Source organism: Klebsiella sp. K5-204 (assembly GCF_030128585.1).
Classification (GTDB): domain Bacteria; phylum Pseudomonadota; class Gammaproteobacteria; order Enterobacterales; family Enterobacteriaceae; genus Klebsiella; species Klebsiella quasipneumoniae.
This window is the reverse complement of the sequence record NZ_JAKUZS010000016.1, coordinates 12,879-34,677: the sequence shown is the minus strand read 5'-3', so window position 1 is coordinate 34,677 and position 21,799 is coordinate 12,879. Positions and strand designations below refer to the sequence as shown.

Annotated in this window: 22 protein-coding genes and 1 riboswitch; of the genes, 13 read left to right on the top strand and 9 right to left on the bottom strand. The window is 58.7% G+C overall.

Annotated features, from left to right (window positions below):
• Window positions 1-578 precede the first annotated feature (578 nt).
• Window positions 579-2,168, top strand: a complete 1,590-nt coding sequence (gene purH, locus MKR05_RS25685; protein ID WP_023291607.1) for a bifunctional phosphoribosylaminoimidazolecarboxamide formyltransferase/IMP cyclohydrolase — start codon at window positions 579-581, stop codon at window positions 2,166-2,168.
• 15 nt (window positions 2,169-2,183) lie between these two features.
• Window positions 2,184-3,479, top strand: coding sequence for a phosphoribosylamine--glycine ligase (gene purD / locus MKR05_RS25680; RefSeq protein ID WP_043523029.1), 1,296 nt, complete (start codon window positions 2,184-2,186; stop codon window positions 3,477-3,479).
• Here purD and zraR read toward each other — a convergent pair.
• Window positions 3,469-4,800, bottom strand: a complete 1,332-nt coding sequence (gene zraR, locus MKR05_RS25675) for a sigma-54-dependent response regulator transcription factor ZraR (RefSeq protein WP_023291605.1) — start codon at window positions 4,798-4,800, stop codon at window positions 3,469-3,471. The two genes, purD and zraR, sit on opposite strands and share 11 nt — an antisense overlap.
• Window positions 4,787-6,181 carry a two-component system sensor histidine kinase ZraS gene (zraS, locus tag MKR05_RS25670; protein WP_112201953.1) on the bottom strand — a complete coding sequence of 465 codons (1,395 nt, stop codon included), beginning with the start codon at window positions 6,179-6,181 and terminating at the stop codon, window positions 4,787-4,789. The genes zraR and zraS overlap by 14 nt, the downstream gene beginning before the upstream one ends.
• Before the next feature lie 258 nt (window positions 6,182-6,439).
• Between zraS and zraP the strand changes: the two genes are divergently transcribed.
• Window positions 6,440-6,877, top strand: coding sequence for a zinc resistance sensor/chaperone ZraP (gene zraP / locus MKR05_RS25665; protein WP_112201954.1), 438 nt, complete (start codon window positions 6,440-6,442; stop codon window positions 6,875-6,877).
• A gap of 3 nt (window positions 6,878-6,880) precedes the next feature.
• On the opposite strand, the gene MKR05_RS25660 is transcribed toward zraP, so the two are convergent.
• The 6 genes from MKR05_RS25660 to nudC all read right to left on the bottom strand — a co-directional run bounded on the left by MKR05_RS25660 (window position 6,881) and on the right by nudC (window position 11,243).
• Entirely contained in the window at window positions 6,881-7,576 is a 696-nt protein-coding gene (locus tag MKR05_RS25660; RefSeq protein WP_023319466.1) for a DUF1481 domain-containing protein, read from the bottom strand.
• 12 nt (window positions 7,577-7,588) lie between these two features.
• Window positions 7,589-7,861: a nucleoid-associated protein HU-alpha gene (gene hupA, locus MKR05_RS25655; RefSeq protein ID WP_002884342.1), complete on the bottom strand. Its 273-nt coding sequence runs from the start codon at window positions 7,859-7,861 to the stop codon at window positions 7,589-7,591.
• A 186-nt stretch (window positions 7,862-8,047) separates the two neighbouring features.
• The gene (locus MKR05_RS25650; protein ID WP_004206742.1) at window positions 8,048-8,638 is read right to left on the bottom strand and encodes a YjaG family protein; all 591 of its coding nucleotides are present in this window, start codon (window positions 8,636-8,638) and stop codon (window positions 8,048-8,050) included.
• 42 nt (window positions 8,639-8,680) lie between these two features.
• The gene (nfi, locus tag MKR05_RS25645; RefSeq protein WP_023291601.1) at window positions 8,681-9,352 is read right to left on the bottom strand and encodes a deoxyribonuclease V; all 672 of its coding nucleotides are present in this window, start codon (window positions 9,350-9,352) and stop codon (window positions 8,681-8,683) included.
• A gap of 12 nt (window positions 9,353-9,364) precedes the next feature.
• Complete coding sequence (gene hemE / locus MKR05_RS25640; RefSeq protein WP_023291600.1) at window positions 9,365-10,429, bottom strand: uroporphyrinogen decarboxylase; 1,065 nt, start codon at window positions 10,427-10,429, stop codon at window positions 9,365-9,367.
• Between the two features lie 40 nt (window positions 10,430-10,469).
• Window positions 10,470-11,243, bottom strand: a complete 774-nt coding sequence (gene nudC, locus MKR05_RS25635) for an NAD(+) diphosphatase (RefSeq protein WP_044524904.1) — start codon at window positions 11,241-11,243, stop codon at window positions 10,470-10,472.
• 94 nt (window positions 11,244-11,337) lie between these two features.
• Here nudC and MKR05_RS25630 point away from each other — a divergent pair, with 94 nt between their 5' ends.
• From MKR05_RS25630 to MKR05_RS25585, 10 genes are all read left to right on the top strand, one after another.
• Complete coding sequence (locus MKR05_RS25630; protein ID WP_023291598.1) at window positions 11,338-11,835, top strand: Rsd/AlgQ family anti-sigma factor; 498 nt, start codon at window positions 11,338-11,340, stop codon at window positions 11,833-11,835.
• 53 nt (window positions 11,836-11,888) lie between these two features.
• Window positions 11,889-12,013, top strand: a riboswitch (TPP riboswitch).
• 84 nt (window positions 12,014-12,097) lie between these two features.
• A complete protein-coding gene (gene thiC, locus MKR05_RS25625; protein ID WP_050533979.1) occupies window positions 12,098-13,993 on the top strand; it encodes a phosphomethylpyrimidine synthase ThiC in 1,896 nt (631 codons plus the stop codon).
• The gene (gene thiE, locus MKR05_RS25620) at window positions 13,993-14,628 is read left to right on the top strand and encodes a thiamine phosphate synthase (protein WP_023291596.1); all 636 of its coding nucleotides are present in this window, start codon (window positions 13,993-13,995) and stop codon (window positions 14,626-14,628) included. Before thiC ends, thiE begins: the two co-directional genes overlap by 1 nt.
• Window positions 14,621-15,376 (top strand): thiazole biosynthesis adenylyltransferase ThiF, encoded by a 756-nt coding sequence (gene thiF, locus MKR05_RS25615; RefSeq protein ID WP_023291595.1) that lies wholly within the window; start codon window positions 14,621-14,623, stop codon window positions 15,374-15,376. The genes thiE and thiF overlap by 8 nt, the downstream gene beginning before the upstream one ends.
• The gene (gene thiS / locus MKR05_RS25610) at window positions 15,360-15,560 is read left to right on the top strand and encodes a sulfur carrier protein ThiS (protein WP_017901114.1); all 201 of its coding nucleotides are present in this window, start codon (window positions 15,360-15,362) and stop codon (window positions 15,558-15,560) included. The genes thiF and thiS overlap by 17 nt, the downstream gene beginning before the upstream one ends.
• Before the next feature lies 1 nt (window position 15,561).
• Window positions 15,562-16,332: a thiazole synthase gene (gene thiG, locus MKR05_RS25605; protein ID WP_004206751.1), complete on the top strand. Its 771-nt coding sequence runs from the start codon at window positions 15,562-15,564 to the stop codon at window positions 16,330-16,332.
• Window positions 16,329-17,462, top strand: a complete 1,134-nt coding sequence (thiH, locus tag MKR05_RS25600) for a 2-iminoacetate synthase ThiH (RefSeq protein ID WP_023291594.1) — start codon at window positions 16,329-16,331, stop codon at window positions 17,460-17,462. The genes thiG and thiH overlap by 4 nt, the downstream gene beginning before the upstream one ends.
• Window positions 17,463-17,778: 316 nt before the next feature.
• Complete coding sequence (locus MKR05_RS25595; RefSeq protein WP_017901111.1) at window positions 17,779-19,311, top strand: sensor domain-containing diguanylate cyclase; 1,533 nt, start codon at window positions 17,779-17,781, stop codon at window positions 19,309-19,311.
• 172 nt (window positions 19,312-19,483) lie between these two features.
• Window positions 19,484-19,789 (top strand): PTS sugar transporter subunit IIB, encoded by a 306-nt coding sequence (locus MKR05_RS25590; protein ID WP_002884150.1) that lies wholly within the window; start codon window positions 19,484-19,486, stop codon window positions 19,787-19,789.
• Window positions 19,790-19,792: 3 nt separating this feature from the next.
• A complete protein-coding gene (locus MKR05_RS25585) occupies window positions 19,793-20,110 on the top strand; it encodes a PTS lactose/cellobiose transporter subunit IIA (protein WP_004206755.1) in 318 nt (105 codons plus the stop codon).
• A 43-nt stretch (window positions 20,111-20,153) separates the two neighbouring features.
• On the opposite strand, the gene dcuB is transcribed toward MKR05_RS25585, so the two are convergent.
• A complete protein-coding gene (dcuB, locus tag MKR05_RS25580; RefSeq protein ID WP_032454532.1) occupies window positions 20,154-21,494 on the bottom strand; it encodes an anaerobic C4-dicarboxylate transporter DcuB in 1,341 nt (446 codons plus the stop codon).
• Window positions 21,495-21,799 lie beyond the last annotated feature (305 nt).

Here is a 21,799-nt window from a genome sequence, read left to right as displayed (position 1 = left end):
CTTGAGACTTGGTATTCATTTTTCGTCCGAGGACGTTAAGAATCCATGTCACTTTGAGTGCCCACACAGATTGTCTGATAAATTGTTAAAGAGCAGTTGCGACGCGCTTTAGCGCTCTGTCGCGAGGCGGCGTATATTACGCTTTTCTCTTTCAGAGTCAACCCGTTTTTCAGGATTTTTCTCTTCAACCGAACCGGCTGTTTGTGTGAAGTGATTCACATCCGCCGTGTCGATGGAGGCGCATTATAGGGAGTTCTCGAGCGCCTGCAATAGAAAAATGGCAGAAAAATGACTGACTGCTGCATTCCCCAGCAAAACCCCGCTTTATACCTCTTTACACACAGAATTATCCACAGGAGAGCGTCAAAACATGACCGAACGCCCCGCGGATCGGCAGCTATATAGAAGAAGAACCATCGGCCTAAAGAGAAAGATAAAAATTCGCGAGCGTTGCGCAAACGTTTTCGTTACAATGCCGCGCTATGACACGGATGCCCGGTTGGGTGCGTTAGGTGAGTTTTTAGGCAAAAACTCACCTAACGCTCTCTGTAATGTTCAAATCCTGGGGATTTAATACCATGCAACAACGTCGTCCAGTCCGCCGCGCTCTGCTCAGTGTTTCTGACAAGGCCGGTATCGTCGAATTCGCGCAGGCGCTTTCCGCTCGTGGTGTCGAGCTGCTGTCCACCGGCGGCACCGCCCGCCTGCTGGCAGATAAAGGCCTGCCGGTAACCGAAGTCTCTGACTACACCGGTTTCCCGGAAATGATGGATGGACGCGTGAAGACCCTGCATCCGAAAGTACACGGCGGCATCCTCGGTCGTCGCGGTCAGGATGATGGCATCATGCAGCAGCACGGTATCGCGCCTATCGATATGGTGGTCGTTAACCTCTATCCGTTTGCCCAAACCGTCGCTCGTGAAGGCTGCTCGCTGGAAGACGCGGTGGAAAACATCGATATCGGCGGCCCAACCATGGTCCGCTCCGCGGCGAAGAACCACAAAGATGTCGCCATCGTGGTGAAGAGCAGCGACTATACGGCCATCATTAATGAAATGGACGCCAACGAAGGCTCCCTGACGCTGGACACCCGCTTCGACCTCGCCATTAAAGCCTTCGAACACACCGCCGCGTACGACAGCATGATCGCCAACTACTTCGGCAGCATGGTTCCGGCCTATCACGGCGAAAGCAAAGAAGCCGCTGGCCGCTTCCCACGCACCCTGAATCTGAACTTCATTAAGAAGCAGGATATGCGCTACGGCGAAAACAGCCACCAGCAGGCTGCCTTCTATATAGAAGAGAATGTCAAAGAAGCTTCCGTGGCAACCGCTACCCAGCTGCAGGGTAAAGCGCTCTCCTATAACAATATTGCCGATACCGATGCGGCGCTGGAGTGCGTGAAAGAGTTCAACGAACCGGCCTGCGTGATCGTTAAGCACGCTAACCCGTGCGGCGTTGCCGTCAGCGACTCGATCCTTGACGCCTACGATCGCGCATACAAAACCGACCCGACCTCCGCGTTCGGCGGCATCATCGCCTTCAACCGCGAGCTGGATGCCGACACCGCGCAGGCGATCATCTCTCGCCAGTTTGTCGAGGTGATCATCGCCCCGTCCGCCAGCGAAGAAGCGCTGAAAATCACTGCCGCGAAGCAGAACGTCCGCGTACTGACCTGCGGTCAGTGGGAAGCGCGCGTTGCCGGTCTCGATTTCAAACGTGTCAACGGCGGCCTGCTGGTTCAGGACCGCGATCTCGGTATGGTCACCGCAGGCGAACTGCGCGTGGTCAGTAAACGTCAGCCGAGCGAGCAAGAGCTGCGCGATGCGCTGTTCTGCTGGAAAGTGGCGAAATTCGTCAAATCCAACGCCATCGTGTATGCCAAAGACAATATGACCATCGGCATAGGCGCCGGCCAGATGAGCCGCGTCTACTCGGCGAAAATTGCCGGGATTAAAGCCGGTGACGAAGGTCTGGAAGTGAAAGGCTCCGCCATGGCCTCCGATGCCTTCTTCCCGTTCCGCGACGGGATTGACGCCGCGGCTGCGGTCGGCATCACCTGCGTTATCCAGCCGGGCGGCTCTATCCGCGACGACGAAGTGATTGCCGCCGCTGACGAACACGGCATCGCCATGATCTTCACCGATATGCGCCACTTCCGCCATTAATTCATGGAGCTGCAGATGAAAGTATTAGTAATCGGCAACGGCGGGCGTGAACACGCCCTGGCCTGGAAAGCGGCCCAATCGCCGCTGGTTGATACCGTCTACGTTGCGCCGGGCAACGCAGGTACCGCGCTGGAGCCGTCGCTGCAAAACGTCGCCATCGGCGTCACCGATATTCCGGCGCTGCTGCGCTTCGCTCAGGATGAAAATATCGACCTGACCATCGTTGGTCCGGAAGCGCCGTTGGTGATTGGCGTGGTCGACGCGTTCCGTGCCGCCGGGCTCGCCATCTTTGGGCCAACCGAAGGCGCGGCGCAGCTGGAAGGCTCGAAAGCCTTCACCAAAGATTTCCTCGCGCGTCATCATATCCCGACGGCGGAATACCAGAACTTCACCGAAGTTGAGCCAGCGCTGGCTTACCTGCGCGAGAAAGGCGCGCCGATCGTCATCAAAGCCGACGGTCTGGCGGCGGGTAAAGGCGTTATCGTGGCGATGACCCTTGAGGAAGCCGAAGCGGCAGTCAAAGACATGCTGGCCGGTAACGCCTTTGGCGACGCCGGACACCGCATCGTCATTGAAGAGTTCCTCGATGGCGAAGAGGCCAGCTTCATTGTGATGGTCGACGGCGAGCACGTCCTGCCGATGGCCACCAGCCAGGATCACAAACGCGTCGGCAACGGCGATACCGGCCCGAACACCGGTGGGATGGGCGCTTATTCTCCGGCACCGGTCGTGACTGATGAAGTCCATCAGCGCACTATGGAGCGTATTATCTGGCCAACCGTGAAGGGCATGGCCGCGGAAGGCAACACCTATACCGGTTTCCTGTATGCCGGTCTGATGATCGACAAGCAGGGCAACCCAAAGGTCATTGAGTTCAACTGCCGCTTTGGCGATCCGGAAACCCAGCCGATCATGCTGCGCATGAAATCTGACCTGGTAGAGCTGTGCCTCGCCGCCTGCGCCGGCAAGCTGGATGAGAAAACCTCCGAGTGGGATGACCGCGCATCGCTGGGGGTAGTGGTTGCCGCCGGCGGCTATCCGGGCAACTACAACACGGGCGATGAGATCCATGGCCTGCCGCAGCAGGAAGCGGCAGACGGTAAAGTCTTCCACGCCGGCACGAAACTGTCTGACGACCAGCGCGTGGTCACCAACGGCGGGCGCGTACTGTGCGTCACCGCCCTGGGCGATACCGTAGCGCAGGCGCAGCAGCGCGCCTATCAGCTGCTGACCGATATTCGCTGGGATGGCAGCTTTAGCCGAAACGATATCGGCTGGCGCGCCATTGAGCGCGAAAAGGCTAACGGCTAAGTTTCGCCAACAGCGTTTTCCGCGTAATGCCTAACTGACGGGCGGCTTCGGTTTTGTTGCCGCCCGTTTTTTCCAGCGCCGCCAGAATCACCTCTTTTTCGACTTCCACTAGCGGCTGAATCAGCCCCTCCTCGCTCCCGCCTGACGGCAGCGGCGTACCCGCGATCGCCAGCGGCAATTCCCGCCCGGAGATATAGTCCCCGGTCAGTAGCACCACCGCCCGCTCCACCGCGTTTTCCAGCTCGCGAATGTTGCCCGGCCAGGAGTAGTGGATCAGCAGGTCCATCGCCTGTGGCGTGAACCCCTTTACCGCCTTACGATTGCGTTCGGCATAGCGTTTGAGAAAGTGCTGCGCCAGCGGCGGAATATCTTCCCGGCGCCGGCGCAGAGGCGGCATCTCAATAGTCACGACGTTCAAGCGGTAATAGAGATCCTGGCGAAAACGCCCGGCGCTTACCTCTTCCGCGAGGTTGCGGTGGGTGGCGGCGATCAGCCGCACATCAACGGCAAGCGTCTGGTTGCTGCCGACCCGCTGCACCTCCCGCTCCTGAATCGCCCGCAGCAGCCGGACCTGCATCAATGGCGAGATATCGCCAATTTCATCGAGGAACAGCGTGCCGCCATCCGCTTCGACAAAGCGCCCTTCACGTCGCCTATCCGCGCCGGTAAACGCCCCTTTTTCATGGCCGAAGAGTTCCGACTCCAGTAGCGACTCATTCAGCGCCGCGCAGTTGAGCGTCACCAGCGGCTTATCACCGCGCCCGCTGCAGGCGTGGATGGCGCGCGCCACCAGTTCCTTACCGGTTCCCGACTCTCCATAGATCAGCACCGTCGCATCCGAAGGGGCTACCAGCGTAATATTATTAAGAAGCGCCTGCATCGCCGGGCTGTCGCCTATCATGCCCCAACGCGAACTCGCTGCGGCGGGGTGTTCGCCCTCGCTATGCCGGGTGTGTGCCAGCGCCTGGACTAACGTCTGCTGTAACGTGTCAAAATCCAGCGGTTTAATCAGATAATCCAGCGCCCCGGACTTGATGGCCTCCACCGCCGTATCGACGCTGGAGAACGCCGTCATGATCAGCACCGGGATCGCCGGGTTATAGGCCTTAATCTCTTTTAACGTCGCGATACCGTCCATCTCCGCCATGCGAATATCGCACAGCACCAGGTCGAAGACCTGCTGATGGATCAGCTCCAGCGCCTGCAGGCCGTTGTGGGCTAATGCCACCTGATAGCCCCAGCCGCGCAGCAGCGCCTGCAGGATCGTGCAGTGGCTGATGTCATCATCGACAACCAGAATCTGTACCTTATCGCTGCTCATCTTCCCTCCGTTGAGCATCAATCGGTAGCCAAAGCGTAAATATCGCTCCAGCCCCCGGCTGACTTTCGGCGCGGATCGTCCCGCCATGTTGTTCGATAATATTCTGCACCACCGCCAGCCCCAGCCCGGTGCCGTCCGCTTTGGTGGTGAAATAGGGGGTGAAGATGGCCTGCAGCTCTTCGGCAGTCATCCCTTTACCGCTATCTGCGATGACGATTTTCATCCGCTGACGGTCAGCTTCGCTTGCCGATACGCGAATGACGCCGTCACGGCCAATCGCCTGCATCGCGTTCAGGTACAGGTTCAACAGCACCTGGTTCAGGCGGTCGGCATCGGCGTTGATCGTGGAGAGCTCCGGGCGCGGAGTGAATTGCAGCGCGATCCCGCGACTCTGCGCATCCTGGCTGACCAGCTGTAATGAGTGGTGGATAAGCGCGTTGATATCCACCGGCTGATAATTTAAATGCGCGGGCCGGACCAGCTCCAGCAGTTCGCTGACCACCCGGTTCAGGCGGTCGGCCTCTTTGGCCATCACCCGCGCTAACTGATGCGACTCGCCGCCCGGCGGCGTGCGCTCGGCAAAATATTTCGCCAGCCCTTTAATCGACGAGAGTGGATTGCGGATCTCGTGCGCCACGCCCGCCGCCAGATGGCCAAGCGCCACCAGTTTCTCTTTGCGGGCCATCGCCTCCAGCAGTTGTTTTCGCGAGCGGCGATAGCGGCGGAACCAGAACTGGGCGAGGATCGTTGCCGCTGTCACCAGCGCGGCGGCGCCCAGCATGATGACCATATTCCGCTGCCCGCGGGCCAGCGCGGCATCCAGCTCACGGCTATCAAAGGCGATAAAAATCACCTGCGGGACGGTGGCTTGAGCCAGGGCGCTGTCGCCGCGATTCATCATGCCCCTATGGTGGCCGCGGGCCGGATTGAGGGGGCGAAACTGGCGATAGACCTCCATGGCCGGCTGCGGCTCGCTAAGCCGCCGCCAGCGCGCCTGTTCGCCAACCGCCAGCGCACGCATCTGCGCGGGGCTGTAGAGCGTTTGGCCCACCTGCTGCGGATCGCTGTGAGCGATGATGCTGCCATTGTCATCAGTCACCGCGAACCACAGGACGCCCGGCTGCCAGGCCATCTCTTCCAGCAGGGCCTGCAGCTGCGCGTGATGCATCCGCATTCCCATGCCGACGCGCGTGCCGGACTCCAGCGCGCGGATCAGTACGCTCCCCTTCTCCTCAATAGTGTGTCGGGCGGCGGTCGTCTCACGACCGTAATCGCGGACGATCATCGCGGAGAACAACACCACCAGCAGCACCACCGTACCGGTCAGCAGCCAGCTCAGCGCGCCAGCGGCAGCGTCCCGTGAAAAAGGTTTGATCTTCATCGGCGAGTCCTTGTCATCTCCTTTTCGCTATCAGCAGGATCTTTCAGCAGAAATCATGCCATGTTTCCGCACGGCCAAACCTGCTCTCAAACATATCGCCTGCGCTTTAGCGAGTAAAAATGACTCGCCGGTCCCGGGCGGAACGGGTCATTTTTACTCGCTTTCTCTGCCATGGCCTCGGCAGACCTGTTCGGACGGGCTTTTTCAGGCTGGCATGGAAGATGCAATACCGGGAGAAACCACACAGGAGAAAATGCCATGAAACGGAACCGTAACTTATCTCTCGCCCTCGTCACCCTTGCCGCGCTGTCCTTCGGCAGCAACGCGGCCTGGGCCAACCACCACTGGGGCAACAATAACGGGATGGGCAACCAGGGCTACAGCCAGCTGACCCAGGAGCAGCAGGCTACCGCGCAAAAGCTGCATAATGACTACTATGCGCAAACCAGCGCCCTTCGCCAGCAGCTGCAGTCCAAACGCTATGAGTACAATGCGCTGCTCACGGCGCAAAAGCCGGACAGCGGCAAGATTGAAGCCGTCGCTCAGGAGATGGAAGGCTTACGCCAGAAGCTGGATCAGCAGCGGGTGAAATTTGATCTCGCGCTGGCTGAGGCAGGCGTTCCCCGCGGCGCAGGCATGGGATATGGCGGCTGTCGCGGTAGCGGCGGCGGTCATAGGGGCATGAATCACTGGTAAAGGTTAGAAGCTTTTTTCCGTCGGCTGCCAGGTGCAGAAGTTTTCATTGGCCACCAGCAGCAGTTGAGAGCCTTCCGGCGCCTCAAGCCAGGCAATGCTCACCGCGGCGGAAGCGTGGCTCTGGCGGCGTTCAATGTGCGCCAGAGCCCGACTATCGAGGTCGGGCGTCACCGTCTGCCCTTCGCAGGTCAGCACGGTATGCGCGGCGGCGTTCCAGCGCCCCTGACGCAGGACGACCCGACCCTGACGGAGGGCGTCGCTGGTCTGGCGGATCTGCTCGGCGCGATAACGGTACAGCGCGACCTGGTCGCTGGAGAGTTGCTGCTTCTGCCCGTCAACTTCCCGCTGCATAAAGCTCAGATCGCCCTGCGCGTCAAAGCGGGCGCGAATATGTTCCGGCGGCTTGCCGTAGACATTGAGTTCAATAAGCGTCAGCTGATCGCCCTGCCAGCGATATTCGCTGGTCGAGGTGTCCCCATGACGCCACGGGCTGAAGGCGGCGAGAAGATGGACTTCATCGCCAGAATCTTTACGCCAGATACGCATCGCCCCCTGGTTGTCCGCATAACCGCTGGCGGTAAACGGTGGTAGCGACGCGTTATGGCTGCAGGCAGTTAGCAACAGGATGCCCGCCAGCGCCAGAGGCCGGCGCCAGACAGACAAAAGGGGCTTAATAGCCCCTTCGATAAAACTGTTCACTGCCACGCGGTCTTACTTAACTGCGTCTTTCAGTGCTTTGCCAGAAACAAATGCCGGCACGTTAGCTGCAGCGATTTTGATCTCTTTACCGGTCTGCGGGTTGCGGCCAGTACGCTCAGCGCGGTGGTTCACTTTGAAGGTACCGAAACCAACCAGTTGAACAGCATCACCTTCTTTCAGAGACTCAGTAATTGCAGCCAGGGTAGATTCCAGGGCAGCTTTAGCCTGTGCTTTGGACAGGTCAGCTTTGTCCGCAATTACATCAATCAGTTGAGTCTTGTTCATAAGTTATCCTTACAATGTGTTTATCGCTTGCTAAGCATCGAGTGCGACGGAAATGCCAAAAAAGCACCCTCCTGCATACACGCACCGATAGCCACTTTTTTTCGCCCTCCAAATGTAGACCAGACGGGGGGCGGAATGGAAGCCTTCAGACGCTACAATTCAGGCGGTAAATCACGTTTTCTGGTCTCACTGCTGAAAATTTATACCAATATTGCTCTCGCCGGCCTCACGCAGGTCCGCGCGCAGGCCTTTTATCAGCTCAAGGTCACGCTCTTCGCAGTCGGCCAGCAGGCGGAAAATTTCCCACTGAATGTCCCATTCCTGCTCTACCGCCGGGTTCGCTTTCAGCTCTTCGTCGGTCATTTCGCGGCCTTCCTGGGTCATTTCCAGCATCGCCACGGTGGTGATGGAGGTTTTGCTCACCTCGATCGCGTGTTCGAGCGTTTCGCCGCTCAGACGGGAATGGATCAGTTCGCTCAACGCCACGCAGGCGTCTATGGCCGGATAAACACCGTACAGGTCGAAATCATCTGCCGCCGGGATTGCCTCTTCCAGTTTCTCCAGCTGACTGTCGAAATTCACCTTCGCATCTTTAACCGTCAGCGTTTCCCAGATCAGATCCAGGATACGACGGTACAGCTGGCCGTCGCCAAACTCGGTTTGCTTGCAGAACATCGCGTAGTTGGGGTACATACGCTCGCACAGGCAGGCCATAAAAGTGACATGCTGCCAGCTTTCCAGCTTCTCCAGGCGCAGGTGAATCGGGTTTTGTAACATGATGAATTCTCGAAGTCAGAAATTAGGCGCAGTGTACCTGAATCAGCTGTGATTTGCTTGCCAACGCACAAATGACGGACGACGGGACGCCACCGCATCAGCCCAGCGCGTCGGCTCGGGCAGACGATAGCCTCGCATGCAGCGTTCGACCCACATTAAGGCGCTGTCCATGCCCACCCGGTGGCCGGTGCTAATAAACAGCGGGTTGCAGCGGACTTTACTGCGCCAGACCCAGGCCAGTTGTTCATTTTTATCCATCAGCGGGGCCAGCGCGCCGGGGGCATCACCCAGTTCGCCGATTTTTCCACACAGCCGTTTTTTCGCCACCCCGATGGTCGGCACGTCGATCATCAGGCCAAAATGGCTGGCGACGCCCAGCCGCCGGGGATGGGAAATACCGTGCCCGTCAACAAACAACAGGTCCGGTTTTTGCGAAAGCTGCTCCCACGCCGCCAGCAGCGCAGGCGTTTCGCGAAACGAGAGAAAGCCGGGAATATAGGGCATGGAGGTGGCGACGCGCGCCACCTGATACTCCACCAGCTCCAGTTCAGGCCAGGTCAGCAGCACCATCGCAGCTCGGGTGACTTCCCCTTCCTGCTCAAACCCGACATCCGCACCGCCGATCAATACTGGCGGGTCGCGATCCAGTCGATCCGCCCGCTCTACCGACGCGGCTAACTGTTGCTGTTGGATACGGAGTGCGGCTAAATCCATATGGCTGATCTCCTACTGGTGATAGGGTGCGGAAAGACGATGCACCGCTTCAACAAAGACGCCCGCATGCTCAGGGTCAACGTCCTGATGGATGCCGTGGCCGAGGTTAAAGACGTGGCCTTCCCCCTGACCAAAGCCGGCGAGGATGGTCGCGACTTCTTCTTCAATACGCGCGGCGGGCGCATAGAGCATGGACGGATCCATGTTGCCCTGCAGCGCGACTTTGTTGCCCACGCGACGACGGGCATCGGCAATATCGGTGGTCCAGTCGAGACCCAGCGCGTCACAGCCGGTCTCCGCCATCGCTTCCAGCCACTGACCGCCGCCTTTGGTGAACAGCGTCACCGGCACGCGGCGGCCTTCGTTTTCCCGCAGCAGGCCATCGACGATTTTATGCATGTAGTAGAGGGAGAACTGCTGGTAGTCGCGGCCGGTCAGCACCCCGCCCCAAGTGTCAAAAATCATTACCGACTGCGCGCCGGCTTTGATCTGCGCGTTGAGATACAGGGTGACGCTCTTCGCCAGCTTATCCAGCAGCGCGTGCAGCGCCTGCGGGTCGGCGTACATCATCTTTTTGATGACAGTGAAAGCCTTGCTGCTGCCGCCTTCCACCATGTAGGTCGCCAGCGTCCATGGGCTACCGGAAAAACCGATCAGCGGCACTTCGCCTTTCAGTTCGCGGCGAATGGTGCGCACGGCATTCATCACGTAGCCCAGTTCCTGCTCGGGATCCGGGACTGGCAGCTTGTCGACGTCGGCTTTGCTTTTCACCGGCGAGGTGAAGCGCGGGCCTTCGCCTGCCTCAAAGTACAGCCCCAGCCCCATGGCGTCCGGGATGGTCAGGATGTCCGAAAAGAGGATCGCCGCGTCCAGCGGGTAACGACGCAGCGGCTGGAGCGTCACTTCGCAGGCCAGCTCGGCATTTTTACACAGCGACATAAAGTCGCCCGCTTGCGCACGGGTGGCTTTGTACTCCGGTAAATAGCGGCCCGCCTGGCGCATCATCCACACCGGGGTGACATCAACCGGCTGACGCAGCAGCGCGCGCAGGTAACGATCGTTCTTCAGTTCGGTCATTTTTACATTCCTTTAGCGTTGATACGCCCAGTGTAACATGTCACTCGAACTCTGCCCGACACATCGCGACGGTATCTTCGATAAGCCGGCGCGCCACCGTCCCCGGCGGCGGCAGAAGCGGCAGATCGTCATAGCGGTACCAGTCCGCGCTGAGTAACTCTTTTTTATCCACCACGATATCGCCCTCCGCGTAATCCGCCATAAAGGCAGTCATCAGCGACTGCGGGAACGGCCACGGTTGAGAAGTCACGTAGCGCAGATTTTTCACCCGGATACCGCTCTCCTCCATCACCTCACGGGCAACGGCCTGCTCGAGGGTTTCGCCGACCTCGACGAACCCGGCCAGCACGGTGTGTATCCCATTGCGATGTCGGGTATGTTGCGCCAGCAGGATCGCATCGTCGCGACGGATAGCGACGATAATGCACGGGGCAATTTGCGGGTAGTAACGTTCACGGCAGTGGCTGCACAGCATCGCCCATTCGCTTTTACTGGCATGCATCGGGTGACCGCAGTAGCCGCAAAATTTATGCGATCGATAAAATTCGGCGAGCTGGATCCCCCGTCCCGCCAGCTGAAAGAGTCCCGGATCCTGATCCAGCACCTGGCGTAACGATCCCATGTCATGGCGGCGATCCTGGCGCACCATCCACACCGGATCGCCCTGCCATTCGCCGATATGCAGCGCATGCTGGCCGACAAGATCGAAATTAACCGCTTCGCCATGTGGTAATTCTCCACCAGGCAACCATAATTTTTGTTCGTGACTGACAACCCACCAGCCGCGATCTAATTTTTCAATAATACGATCCATATCTATTGCACTACCTTTGCTTCACTGGCATGTTGTTAACATTATATTTACATTTTTGGTGAGCAGATTTAAATCAAAACTAGCGGAGTCAATCATGCTAAACCAGCTGGAAAATCTGACGGAGCGCGTTGGCGGTAGTAATGAACTGGTCGATCGCTGGCTACAAGTGCGTAAGCATCTGCTCGTGGCTTACTACAATCTGGTTGGCCTGAAACCGGGCAAAGAGTCGTTTATGCGGCTAAACGAAAAGGCGCTGGATGACTTTTGCCAAAGTCTGGTGGATTACCTCTCGTCCGGTCATTTTAGTATTTATGAACGCATTATTGGCGAAATGGAAGGCGATACCCCACTTTTAGCCGCCACCCGGCTTTACCCGCAGCTGGAAGCCAATACCCAGCAGATGATGGACTACTACGATACCTGCCTCGAAAACGCCATTGATCATGATAACTACCTTGAATTTCAGCAGGCGCTGTCGGATATCGGCGAGTCGCTGGAAGCGCGTTTCGCCCTGGAAGATAAACTGATCGCCCTCGCCGTCGCCCATCATCTGAACGATGAGGTGCGCGATAATATTGCCCCGACCGCTTGAGTTGTGCGCAATTAACGAGTAGTTTACCTTCATTCCCCCTCTCCGGAGGGGATGTCATCTTGTCGGAGTGCTTATTTTCCATGTGAAGGCTAACGTGGAAAAGGCTGAGACCGTTAATTCGGGATCCGCGGAACCTGATCAGGCTAATACCTGCGAAGGGAACAAGAGTAAACTGCTGTTCGCGTCAGTCCGTCAGGGCCGATCGCATCTGTTACTCCATCCGTCGTCTGACAAGCCATGTCCTTTTCATCTGGAATGCGCTATGTCTACTACCAAACTGACCCGTCGTGAGCTACGCGAGCACGCGCAGCGATTTATCGATACGCTGGAAGGCGCTGCTTTCCCTAATTCGCGCCGTATCTACATTCAAGGTTCACAAGCGGATATCCGCGTCCCAATGCGTGAAATCCAGCTCAGCCCAACCCTCGTCGGCGGCGATAACAATAACCCACAGTACGAAGCCAACGAACCGATCCCGGTGTATGACACCTCCGGACCTTATGGCGACCCGGATATTGGCATTAATGTCCGCCAGGGGCTGGCCAGGCTGCGCCAGCCGTGGATCGACGCGCGCAATGACTGCGCCCCGCTCAGCGAACGCAGCTCGGCCTATACCAAAGCGCGGCTGGCCGATGACGGCCTTGATGAGCTGCGCTTCAATAGCCAGCTGAAGCCAAAACGCGCCGTTGCCGGCAAATGTGTTACCCAACTGCACTACGCCCGCCAGGGGATCGTCACCCCGGAGATGGAGTTCATCGCCATTCGCGAAAACATGGGCCGCGAACGTATTCGCAGCGAAGTTCTGCGCCAGCAGCATGCCGGCGAAGGCTTCGGCGCCCGCCTGCCGGAAAACATTACCCCTGAGTTCGTCCGTGATGAAGTGGCCGCCGGGCGCGCCATCATCCCGGCCAATATCAACCACCCGGAGTCTGAGCCGATGATTATCGGCCGCAACTTCCTGGTAAAAGTGAATGCTAATATCGGCAACTCGGCGGTGACCTCCTCCATCGAAGAAGAGGTCGAGAAGCTGGTCTGGTCCACCCGCTGGGGCGCCGATACGGTGATGGATCTCTCCACCGGCCGCTATATCCACGAAACCCGCGAGTGGATCCTGCGTAACAGCCCGGTACCGATCGGCACCGTACCGATTTACCAGGCGCTGGAGAAAGTCAACGGCATCGCCGAGAACCTCACCTGGGAAGCCTTCCGCGATACCCTGCTGGAACAGGCCGAACAGGGGGTCGACTACTTCACCATTCACGCCGGCGTACTGCTGCGCTACGTCCCGATGACCGCGAAGCGTCTGACCGGCATCGTTTCGCGCGGCGGCTCAATCATGGCCAAATGGTGCCTGTCGCACCATCAGGAAAACTTTCTCTACCAGCATTTCCGCGAAATCTGCGAAATCTGCGCCGCCTATGACGTGTCGCTGTCGCTGGGCGATGGCCTGCGCCCCGGCTCCATCCAGGATGCTAACGACGAAGCGCAGTTCTCCGAGCTGCGCACCCTCGGCGAGCTGACGAAAATCGCCTGGGAGTATGACGTGCAGGTGATGATCGAGGGCCCCGGCCACGTGCCGATGCAGATGATCCGCCGCAATATGACCGAGGAGCTGGAGCACTGCCACGAAGCGCCGTTCTACACCCTCGGGCCGCTCACCACCGACATTGCGCCGGGCTACGACCATTTCACCTCCGGCATCGGCGCGGCGATGATCGGCTGGTTCGGCTGCGCCATGCTGTGCTATGTCACGCCAAAAGAGCATCTCGGCCTGCCCAACAAAGAGGATGTGAAGCAGGGGTTGATTACCTACAAAATCGCCGCCCACGCCGCCGACCTGGCGAAAGGTCACCCCGGGGCGCAGATCCGCGATAACGCCATGTCGAAGGCGCGCTTTGAATTCCGCTGGGAAGACCAGTTTAACCTCGCGCTGGATCCATTTACCGCCCGGGCCTATCACGATGAAACCCTGCCGCAGGAATCCGGCAAAGTTGCCCACTTCTGCTCCATGTGCGGTCCGAAATTCTGCTCAATGAAGATCACTCAGGAAGTCCGCGACTACGCCGCCAGACAGGCCATCGACGCCGGCATGGCCGATATGTCGCATCACTTCCGCGCCCGCGGCGGCGAAATCTACCTGAAACAGGAGGAAGTCTGATGTATCAGCCTGATTTTCCACCCGTCCCGTTTCGTCTCGGACTCTACCCGGTAGTGGACAGCGTGGCGTGGATTGAGCGCCTGCTCGAAGCCGGCGTGCGTACTATTCAGCTGCGCATCAAAGACCGACGCGACAGCGAGGTGGAGGATGACGTCATCGCCGCCATCGCCCTTGGCCGCCGCTATCACGCCCGGCTGTTCATTAACGATTACTGGCGACTGGCGATCAAGCACCAGGCCTACGGCGTGCATCTCGGACAAGAAGATCTGGAAACCACCGATCTGAGCGCCATCCGCCAAGCCGGGCTACGTCTGGGCGTCTCCACCCATGACGATATGGAGATTGATGTCGCCCTGGCGGCGCGCCCCTCTTACATCGCCCTGGGTCACGTCTTCCCGACGCAAACCAAACAGATGCCCTCCGCGCCGCAGGGGCTCGATCAGCTTGCCAGACATATCCAACGCCTGGCGGATTACCCCACCGTGGCGATCGGCGGAATTAGCCTTGAAAAGGCCCCGGCGGTGCTGGCGACCGGCGTCGGCAGCATCGCAGTGGTCAGCGCCATCACCCAGGCGGCGGACTGGCGGGCAGCGACCGACCAGCTGCTGGCGCTGGCGGGAGCGGGCGATGAATGATCACGACTTTATGCGCTATAGCCGTCAGCTGCTGCTGGAGGATATCGCCATCGAGGGGCAGCAGAAGCTGTTAGCCAGCCGGGTGCTGATTATCGGCCTTGGCGGGCTGGGCTCCCCGGCGGCGCTCTATCTGGCTGGGGCTGGCGTCGGGACGCTGACCCTGGCCGATGACGACGCCGTGCATCTCAGCAATCTGCAGCGGCAGATCCTGTTCACCAGCGCGGATATCGATCGGCCAAAAGCCGCGGCGGCAAAGACGCGGCTCAGCCAGCTAAATCCGCAGATCAAACTGGTTGCGCTCCAGCAGCGGTTAAGCGGCGAGGCGCTGCGCGCCGAGGTGGCGAAAGCGGACGTGGTGCTGGACTGTACCGATAACATGGTCACCCGCCAGGCGATCAATGCCGCCTGCGTGGCCCTCGACATCCCGTTAGTGACCGCCAGCGCCGTCGGCTTCGGCGGTCAGCTGATGGTGCTCACCCCCCCCTGGACGCAGGGCTGCTATCGCTGCCTGTGGCCGGATAGCGACGAACCGCAGCGCAACTGCCGCACCGCGGGGATCGTCGGCCCGGTGGTCGGCATGATGGGCACGCTGCAGGCGCTGGAGGCCATTAAGCTGCTCAGCGGCATGACGACGCCGCGCAACACTCTGCGGCTGTTCGACGCCCGCACCAGCAACTGGCGTAACCTGGCGCTACAGCGCTCCCGGGGCTGCCCGATTTGCGGAGGGCGGCATGCAGATCTGGTTTAACGACGAGCCGCTGGCGTGCGCCGACCATCTCAGCGTCAGCGCCCTGCTGACCCAGCTCGAACAGCTGCAGCCGGGCGTCGCGCTGGCGCTCAATCAACACATTCTGCCGCGCGACCGGTGGGAAGATCATCTCTTGCAGGAAGGCGATCGAGTCCTGCTTTTTCAGGTTATCGCTGGAGGCTGACATGTTACGTATTGCAGACAAAACATTTGAATCCCATCTTTTCACCGGTACCGGCAAATTCGCCGCCCCGGAGGTGATGGTTGAGGCGATTCGCGCCTCGGGCAGCCAGCTGGTCACCCTGGCGATGAAGCGCGTCGATTTACGTCAGCACAATGACGCCATCCTCGCCCCGCTGTTGGCGGCGGGAGTCAGCCTGCTGCCGAATACCTCGGGCGCCAAGACAGCGGAAGAGGCGGTGTTTGCCGCCCGCCTGGCACGGGAAGCCTTGGGCACCCACTGGCTGAAACTGGAGATCCACCCGGACGCCCGCTGGCTGCTGCCCGACCCGATTGAAACCCTGAAAGCGGCGGAGCTGCTGGTCCGCGAAGGGTTCGTGGTGCTGCCCTACTGCGGCGCCGACCCGGTGCTGTGTAAACGGCTGGAAGAGGCTGGCTGCGCGGCGGTGATGCCCCTGGGCGCGCCGATCGGCTCCAATCAGGGGCTGGAAACCAAAGCCATGCTGGAGATTATTATCGAGCAGGCGACGGTGCCGGTGGTGGTCGACGCCGGCATCGGCGTTCCAAGCCATGCGGCGCAGGCGCTGGAAATGGGCGCGGACGCGGTGCTGGTCAATACCGCTATTGCCGTCGCCGACGATCCCGTGGCCATGGCCCACGCTTTCCGTATGGCGGTCGAGGCCGGCTTGCTGGCCCGTCAGGCCGGACCGGGGGCGCGCAGCGCGCAGGCGCAGGCCACCAGCCCGCTCACCGGATTCCTGGAGGCGCTGGCATGAAAACCTTCAGCGATCGCTGGCGGCAGCTGGAGTGGGACGACATCCGCCTGCGCATCAACGGTAAAACCGCCGCCGATGTCGAACGGGCGCTGGCAGCCAAACAGCTGACCCGCGACGACATGATGGCCCTGCTTTCGCCGGCGGCGGCCGGGTATCTTGAACCTCTGGCCCAGCGCGCGCAGCGGCTTACCCGTCAGCGCTTCGGCAATACCGTCAGCTTCTATGTGCCGCTGTATCTCTCCAACCTGTGCGCCAACGACTGCACCTACTGCGGCTTCTCGATGAGCAACCGCATTAAGCGCAAGACGCTGGATGCTGCCGAGATTGCCCGCGAGTGCGCCGCGATCCGCGACCTGGGCTTTGAGCATCTGCTGCTGGTGACCGGTGAGCATCAGGGCAAGGTGGGAATGGATTATTTCCGCCAGCACCTGCCGGCAATCCGCAGCCAGTTTGCCTCGCTGCATATGGAGGTGCAGCCGCTGGCGACCGACGAGTATGCCGAGCTGAAAACCCTGGGGCTCGACGGGGTGATGGTCTATCAGGAGACCTATCACGAAAGCATGTACGCTCAGCACCACCTGAAAGGGAAAAAGCAGGATTTCTTCTGGCGGCTGGATACGCCGGATCGCCTGGGCGAGGCGGGGATCGATAAGATCGGCCTTGGCGCGCTGATCGGCCTTTCCGACAGCTGGCGGGTGGATTGCTTTATGGTCGCTGAGCACCTGTTATGGCTGCAGCAACGCTACTGGCGCAGCCGCTATTCGGTCTCCTTCCCGCGTCTGCGTCCCTGCGCCGGCGGCATTGAACCGGCCTCGCTAATGGATGAGCGTCAGCTGGTGCAGACCATCTGCGCCTTCCGCCTGCTGGCGCCGGAGGTTGAGCTGTCGCTATCCACCCGCGAATCTCCCTGGTTCCGCGACCGGGTGATCCCGCTGGCGATCAATAACGTCAGCGCCTTCTCCAAAACCCAGCCCGGGGGTTACGCCGACGACCATCCGGAGCTTGAGCAGTTCGCGCCGCACGATGACCGTCGGCCTGAAGAAGTCGCCAGCGCGCTGGCTGCCCGCGGCCTGCAGCCGGTGTGGAAAGACTGGGACAGCTGGCTGGGACGCGCCTCGCAAACCTCATGATGTACAGTGTAAGCGCCTGATATTTTTGCGCGCCTGCACGAGAGATGAAAAACGGAGGCTGGCCCGCCAGGCGCCCTTTTTCTATTCTGCCCGGGTCAGCAGCGGACGCTGACCAGGGCGAACCTTTTCTTCCTCATTTTCGCCCTGCCTCTCCGCGCTGATCGAGGGCCTGTACATTGTCGCCGAATATAAATCACGATACATGAAGGCCTCAGAGTTATAATTGAGCAATAGTTAACTGATTCGATCGGCAGGCGTCGCAGTCGCAACCTGCGTTCGGACCCATGGTTTATACATCCGGGACGATTAACGATTCATGGCTCTACACAACAGAAAGCTCTCTTTCACGACGCCGATCGTCGTGGGGTTTGCCGGCATCTTGCTCAGTTTTATGCTGATCGCTATTTTTGTCACCCTGGCGCAGCGAAAAGATTTTCTTGAAGATTATCACGACATTAACCGCAACTTTACCCACAACCTGGCGATCAACTACACGGAAACCCTGCTGCGGGAAAATGATTTTATCCTTGGGCGCGCGGTCGCCTTCTTTGCCCGCAATGACGAACTGAATCGCGCAGTCAATGTGGAACCGGAGAAAGGGTTAACGACGCTGATGCAGTTACAGAACATGATGCCGAGCGTCTCATCCATCTCGCTGGCGGATACCGAGGGCCACTATCTGCGCGCCCCGGAGGTGCTGGAAAATGAAGACAGTCAGGCTTTCGATCCCAGAACGCGGCCCTGGTTTATCAAACAGGCGGAAGCCAGCACCTTCAGCCACTACACCAGCCCATATATGGATTTTTTTACCCACCATCCGACGATTACCATTTTCAAACCCATCATCACCCCGGAGGGGAAACTCAAGGGCAGCCTGGCCTTTCATCTCGATCTCACCTCCATGGGGTTCGCGCTGCGCCAGATGGTGGCCCCCGTACAGGGCGAGTTTTTTGTGGTGCAGCGTGATGGCAAAGTGGTCCTGCACTCCGACCCTGGCGCACTGTTTAAACCCTTCGTCAGTAATGAGCTGATGGATAAAATGACCAGCGGCGAGGGGCAGCTTTACGATCCCGGGAGCGACACCTGGTATTACTATTACTCCTTTACCAATCCCGACTGGTTTGTGATTTTCCGTGTCGATAACACCACCCTGGTTAATCTGACGCGCCATGAAACCAATTTAGTGATCGGCGGTTTCGCCCTCGCGGCGATCATCATCATCCTGTTCGGCCTTTATCTGCGTCATGCCTCCCGCACCGTGCTGATGAATATCATCAATGCGATTAAAACCGGCGACGTCAAACGCGCCCCACGCCTCGAGGCGATGCTGAGTAAAGCCATTGAAACTAACAAGCAGCGCGAACTGACCTACGTCCGCCAGGCGACCATTGACGCGCTCACCGGCTGCAAGAACCGCCGCGCCTTCGACAGCGATATTGCCGCGCTGATGAACGATCATCAGCCGTTCGCCCTCGCGCTGGTCGATATCGATAACTTTAAATCGATCAACGACACCTGGGGTCACCTCAACGGCGATATCGTTCTGCGTAACGTCGCCCGCGAAGGGCTGCAGGTCCTCCAGCCGCTGGAGATATCCCTCTATCGCTATGGTGGTGAAGAGTTCGCGGTGGTCTTTCCTGCCGAACATATTGATAACGCCCGCACGCTGCTGGAAACATGGCGGGTAAACGTCGAACGGCGCACCTGGCGCGAAGATGGCCTGACGGTCACCTTCAGCGCCGGGCTGGGGGAATGGAACATGGAGCCGCTGGATAAACTGGTGGTGAGCGTCGATGAAGCGCTGTACAAAGCCAAACAGCAGGGTAAAAACCGTATCCTGCGCGCCTAGGGCTTTAGCGCCGCAACCGCCCACTTCGGTGGGCTTTTTTATTTTTTCCGGCAAAAATGAAACCGGTTTCAATTTTTGTGTGATGACTTACACACAATCACGGTAAAGCGGTTGTCGCATCGCCAGGGCCGCGATAAACATAAGACATCACGGAACACAAGGGCCACTGACTATGAAGAATATCGTTTTGTGCTGTGCCGCCGGTATGTCTACCAGCATGCTGGTTCAGCGTATGCAAGATGCCGCGCAGAAGAAAGGTGTTGAGGTCTCAATCAAGGCCGTACCGGTCGCCGAGTTTAAAGATAATCTGGCCGCCGCCGACATTATTCTGCTCGGCCCGCAGGTGAAATATGAGCAGGCGAAGCTGCAGGCGCTGGCCGACCCGTTCGGCAAAAAGGTCGCCGTGATCGATATGATGGACTACGGCATGATGAAAGGTGATGCCGTTCTGGATAAAGCCCTTAAGATGCTGGAGTAATCGATGGAAGATTTAGAAACGATCATCATGGAGCTGCTGGTTAACGCGGGTTCTGCGCGCAGCGCGGCGCTGACGGCGCTACAGCTGGCGCGGAAAGGCGATTTTGCCGCAGCGGAGCAGGCCATGGCCGAGTCCCATGAGTTCGTCAAACATGCGCATAAAATTCAGACCCAGCTTATCGGCCTGGATGAAGGCAGCGGTAAGCTACCGGTCAACCTGATCACCGTGCATTCTCAGGACCATCTGATGAACGCCATGGTCATTCAGGATCTGGCGACCGATATGATTGAACTATACCGTCGCCTGCCCCTCGCGCAATAATCTCTCGAACTGAACGGGCGTCGCTGCCGGCGCCCGTCCCCGCTTACAGAAAGCCGTACATCGCAGCGAATACCCAGCCAAAAACGCAGGAGACGCCAACGCCGATGAGCCCGGGCAGGATAAAGCTGTGGTTAATCACAAAGCGGCCAATATGGGTGGTCCCTGAGCGGTCAAACTGGATCGCCGCCAGATCGCTGGGGTAGGTCGGCAGAATATAGTAGCCATAGCAGGCCGGCGCAGAAGCCACGATATAGGCCGGGTCGACGCCGATGGCCAGGGCCACCGGAACAATCGCCGCCAGCGCTGCCGCCTGCGAGTTTACAAACTTCGAAACCAGCAGCAGCACGATGGCATAGGCCCATGGATACTCTTTGACCATCTCCCCGAGCACCCCTTTAATTTCGGTCATGTGAGCGCCAAACATGGTCTCCGCCATCCAGGCGATGCCGTACACCGCGACGATAGCGATCATTCCCGAACGAAAGACCTCATTTTTGGAAATCGATGCCGGGTTGGTTTTAGTAATGATGATGATCAGCGCCCCGGAGAGCAGCATAAACATCTGGATCACCAGCACCATCGACAGCGGTTTACCGTCAAAGGTCGGACGCAGTTCAGAGAAGGCGCCGAGCAGCGCCACCACAGCGATGGAGGCCAGAAAAATCCACATCGCTATCCAGTTGCTGGTGGGCAACTTTCTATCCAGCAGCGTCGCCGTATCGCCATAGACGTAATGGCGGTTCTCCGGTACCGCAATAAACGCCTGGAAGGCTTCGTCTTTATCCAGATCTTTGCCACGGAACCAGCTGAAGATGCCGATGGCTAAAATGCCCAGCAGCGTGGAAGGAATGGTTATCGCCAGCAGATCGAGAAACTCGAGATGTTTACCGTTAAAGGTAAAATTCCCCAGCATCGCCACCAGCGAGACCACCGCCACCGAGACCGGGCTGGCGATGATCCCCATCTGGGCGCCAATGGAGCTGGCGGCCATCGGACGCTCCGGGCGAATGTTATTCTTAATCGCCACATCGTAGATAATCGGCAGGATGGTATACACCACGTGACCGGTACCGCAGAGGATAGTCAGCGTGCAGGTGACGAAAGGCGCCACAATAGAGACATATTTTGGGTTTCGCCGCAGCAGCTTCTCGGCAATCTGCAGCATGACATCCAGGCCGCCGGACGCCTGCAGCGTCGCCGAGGCGGCCACCACCGCAATGATCACCAGCATCACATCAACCGGCGGTTTACCCGGCTGGAGATGAAAAACAAAGACGAGGATCACTAAACCGATGCCGCCCAGCAGCCCCAGCGCAATACCGCCTTTTCGGGCACCATAAAACAGACAAATTAAGATAATAATGAGTTGTATCGCGAATTCCATGCAGCCCCCAGAGCCTGTCCGCTCAGACCTAAAGTAATGATCCCTACCTGCTTCCGGGATTATTTCTGCGCCTTGTTGGGGGAAGCATGAGATGCAGCGATCCCTCTCCAGAGCCGTCGCGCCGAAGATAAAGCAGCAGCAGTAATCCCATGATTCATCAGGTATTTTGAATATATCCTCTTTGAATTGTTTATTTTTTGATATGAGTAGAAGTTTTACCCATATATAAAGAAAGGTTTTTGAGGTGCAAGGCTAAAGGATATTTTTTATGAATTAATTGCTAAAAAATTGCATCCTGGATATGG